This window comes from Dietzia sp. HMSC21D01 (assembly GCF_001815995.1).
GTDB classification, from domain to species: Bacteria; Actinomycetota; Actinomycetes; order Mycobacteriales; family Mycobacteriaceae; genus Dietzia; species Dietzia cinnamea.
Map to the genome: position 1 here is coordinate 1 of NZ_KV824035.1, position 2,963 is coordinate 2,963.

Genomic DNA, 2,963 nt, shown 5'->3' on the forward strand with positions numbered 1-2,963 from the left:
TGGCCGGTCCGGGCCAGGCCCCCTCGAGCCGACGCGCGACGGGGCCGGTAGATCAGGCCCGGTCGGCGTCGGCGATCGCGCCGAGGATCGCGTCGGCGAGGTCGGCGCGGCACACGACGAGGTCCGGCAGGTAGGTTTCCGCGACGTTGTACTCGAGCGGGGAGCCGTCGATCCGCACGGCGACGAACCCACGGGCCAACGCCACGCCGGCCGGCGCCGCGGAGTCCCACTGGTACTGCCCGCCGGCGTGGATGTAGGCGTCCGCCTCGCCGCGGACGACGGCCGCCGTCTTGGCGCCGGCCGACCCCAGCGGCACGAGATCCCCGCCCACCGCCTCGGCGACCGCATCGGCGAACCGGGGCGGACGGGAGGCCGAGAGGACGATCCTCGGCCGGGAGCCCGTACGAGGGGGAAGAAGGCCTCCCCCGTGGACCCCGCCGTTGCCCACGGGCGCGGCGTAGATCTCGTCGTCGTCGACCCCACACACCACCCCGAGCGCCGGTAACCCGACCGCGGCTGCGGTGAGTCGTGATGTCGCAGGGTCGCCGTCGCGCTCCCACAGCGCCACGTGCACGGCCCAGTCGGGGCGGTCGCCGAGCCCGTACTCGCGGGTGCCGTCGACGGGGTCGATGATCCACACGCGGTCGGCGTCCACGCGGGAGAGATCGTCCTTGGACTCCTCGGACAGGACGGCGTCCTCCGGACGTGCGTCGGCGAGCCGCTCGAGCAGGAGCTCGTTGGCCCGGCGGTCGCCGATGTCGCCGAGCGTACGCCCGGTGGGCCCGGAGGACCGCAGTTCCACCAGCAGCCGGCCGGCGTCCGTGGCGAGGTCGACGGCGAGCTGCTGGTCCGGGGTGCGCGTGGCGGAGGTCATGGCCTCCAGCCTAGGAGGATCACCGCCAGCGCGACCGGAGTCCCCTGCGCCGACCGTGTCCGTACTCGCGCGCGACGCGGGCGGGCTGATCCGGACAACGATGCGCATCGGCCGCCACCCGCGCCGCTCCCCGTGACGGCAACGTGCCGCTCCGGGCCCCGCAGCGCTGGCAACCCCACACGGCCCCGTCCGCGGTCTCCTCGACAAAGCACGCGCGCTCTCCGACCTCGTTCATGGGGCTCCTCGAGCATGGCGCCGGTCCCCTTTGCCGGCGCGGTCCACCTATATTGTCACAAATCTCTTATAGCGGAAAATGGTGTCGCGCTATCGCGCGAGACGCCGGAGACGGCCGCGCCGGAGGGGTAGACAGATCGGTCTAGACAAGGCCGCGCCTTTATGTCTACTGTCTTACTCGACTTAATCAGCCCACTACCTCAAAGGGGTGCCCATGAGGACTCTCATCGTGCTCGGCGTGGTCGGCGCCATCGCCCAACTCATCGACGGCTCCCTTGGCATGGCCTACGGCGTCACCTCCACGACGCTGCTGGTCGCGGCCGGTATCGCACCGGCGGCCGCGTCGGCGTCCGTGCACTTCGCCGAGATCGGCACCACCCTCGCGTCGGGCCTCTCCCACCACAAACTCGGCAACGTGGACTGGCGGATCGTGCGCATCCTCGCGGTCCCGGGCGCGATCGGCGCGTTCGCCGGCGCCACCATCCTCAGCAGCCTCCCGGCCGACGTGGCCAAGCCGGTCGTGGGCGTCATCCTTCTCGCGCTGGGCCTCTACGTCCTGTACCGCTTCCTCGCGCTCGGCGGCCGACGCCCCGAGTTCAAGGGTCGCGTTCGCACGGGCTTCCTCGTCCCCCTCGGTCTCGTCGGCGGGACGCTCGACTCGCTCGGTGGCGGCGGGTGGGGCCCGGTCGGGACGACCTCGCTACTGTCGTCGGGCCGGGTCGAACCCCGCAAGGCCGTGGGCTCGATCGACACCTCGGAGTTCGTGGTGGCCGTGGGCGGCTCGCTCGGCTTTCTCCTCGGCCTGGGCGCCGCCGGGATCGACTGGGGTTACGCGCTGGCGCTACTCGTCGGCGGCGTGATCGTCGCGCCGTTTGCCGCGTGGCTGGTCAAGCACCTGCCCGCGCGCGTGCTCGGCACCGCAGCCGGCGGCCTCATCGTGGTGACCAACGCGCGCACCCTGCTGCTCTGGGCCGAGGTGCCGTCCGCGGCCACCAACCCGATCCTCCTCGCCCTGGTCGCCGTCTGGTTCGGACTGATCGCGTGGGCCGTTCTCGCCGAGAGGAGAAGCCGGGGCGACGACGACGAGCTCAGCACCTCCGGACGGCCCGCCCCGTCCGCGAGCGCGGGACCGGCCACGGTCCACAGTTGAAATGTGAGCGCGGGGAACGACTGTCCGCTGGCGTACAGTCTTGGCTACTTGTCCAACTGGACGTCCGCCCAGACTCAAGGCGCTGGACCTGGCCACTCCCCCACTCGCGATGGCAGCGGCTCTGGGAGACTGTGTCCCATGAGGGTCACCGCCAAGTCCGACTACGCGTTGCGTGCGCTCGTCGAACTCGCGGCGGCCCGCAGCGACGACCCCGCCCGCGACCCGAGGGACAGCCCGGTCAGCGCGGAGGAACTGGGGCGGCTACAGGACATCCCGCACGGCTTCCTCCAGGCGATCCTCTCGGACCTGCGTCGCGCGGGCCTGGTCGCCAGCCGTCGCGGCAAGACCGGTGGGTGGTTCCTCGGCCGGGACGCCGGCGAGATCACGGTCGCCGACGTGATGCGGGCCGTCGACGGGCCACTGGTCAGCGTTTACGACGTCCGGCCCGAGGCGGTGGTCTACAACGAGCGCGCGGCGGTCCTGCAGCACGTGTGGATCGCGTCGCGGGCGGCGCTGCGCCGGGTGATGGACGCGGTGACGATCGCCGACCTGGCCGCCGGGCACCTGCCGGGAGAGGTTCACGAGCTGACCCTCGACACCGACGCCTGGGAACCCCGCTAGTCGCGCCAGCCCCTGCACGCCCACAACGCAGCCGCTCCTGGCCATGGCGTCTCGCCCACCCCGCGGTGCGCGCGAGACGCCATG

3 protein-coding genes are annotated in these 2,963 nt (G+C 72.3%); 2 read left to right on the top strand and 1 reads right to left on the bottom strand.

The features are described from left to right. Window positions 1-52 precede the first annotated feature (52 nt). Window positions 53-874, bottom strand: coding sequence for a 3'(2'),5'-bisphosphate nucleotidase CysQ (locus tag HMPREF3086_RS13735; protein WP_061229348.1), 822 nt, complete (start codon window positions 872-874; stop codon window positions 53-55). A 448-nt stretch (window positions 875-1,322) separates the two neighbouring features. On the opposite strand from HMPREF3086_RS13735, the gene HMPREF3086_RS13740 reads away from it, so the two are divergent. Then, a complete protein-coding gene (locus tag HMPREF3086_RS13740; protein ID WP_061229347.1) occupies window positions 1,323-2,258 on the top strand; it encodes a sulfite exporter TauE/SafE family protein in 936 nt (311 codons plus the stop codon). A 138-nt stretch (window positions 2,259-2,396) separates the two neighbouring features. After that, entirely contained in the window at window positions 2,397-2,879 is a 483-nt protein-coding gene (locus HMPREF3086_RS13745; protein ID WP_061229346.1) for an RrF2 family transcriptional regulator, read from the top strand. The last annotated feature ends 84 nt before the right edge of the window (window positions 2,880-2,963 follow it).

Excerpts from the sequence above, each read along its gene's own strand:
- HMPREF3086_RS13735 (WP_061229348.1), bottom strand. The coding sequence starts at position 874 with ATGACCTCCGCCACGCGCACCCCGGACCAGCAGCTCGCCGTCGACCTC.
- HMPREF3086_RS13740 (WP_061229347.1), top strand. The coding sequence starts at position 1,323 with ATGAGGACTCTCATCGTGCTCGGCGTGGTCGGCGCCATCGCCCAACTC.
- HMPREF3086_RS13745 (WP_061229346.1), top strand. The coding sequence starts at position 2,397 with ATGAGGGTCACCGCCAAGTCCGACTACGCGTTGCGTGCGCTCGTCGAA.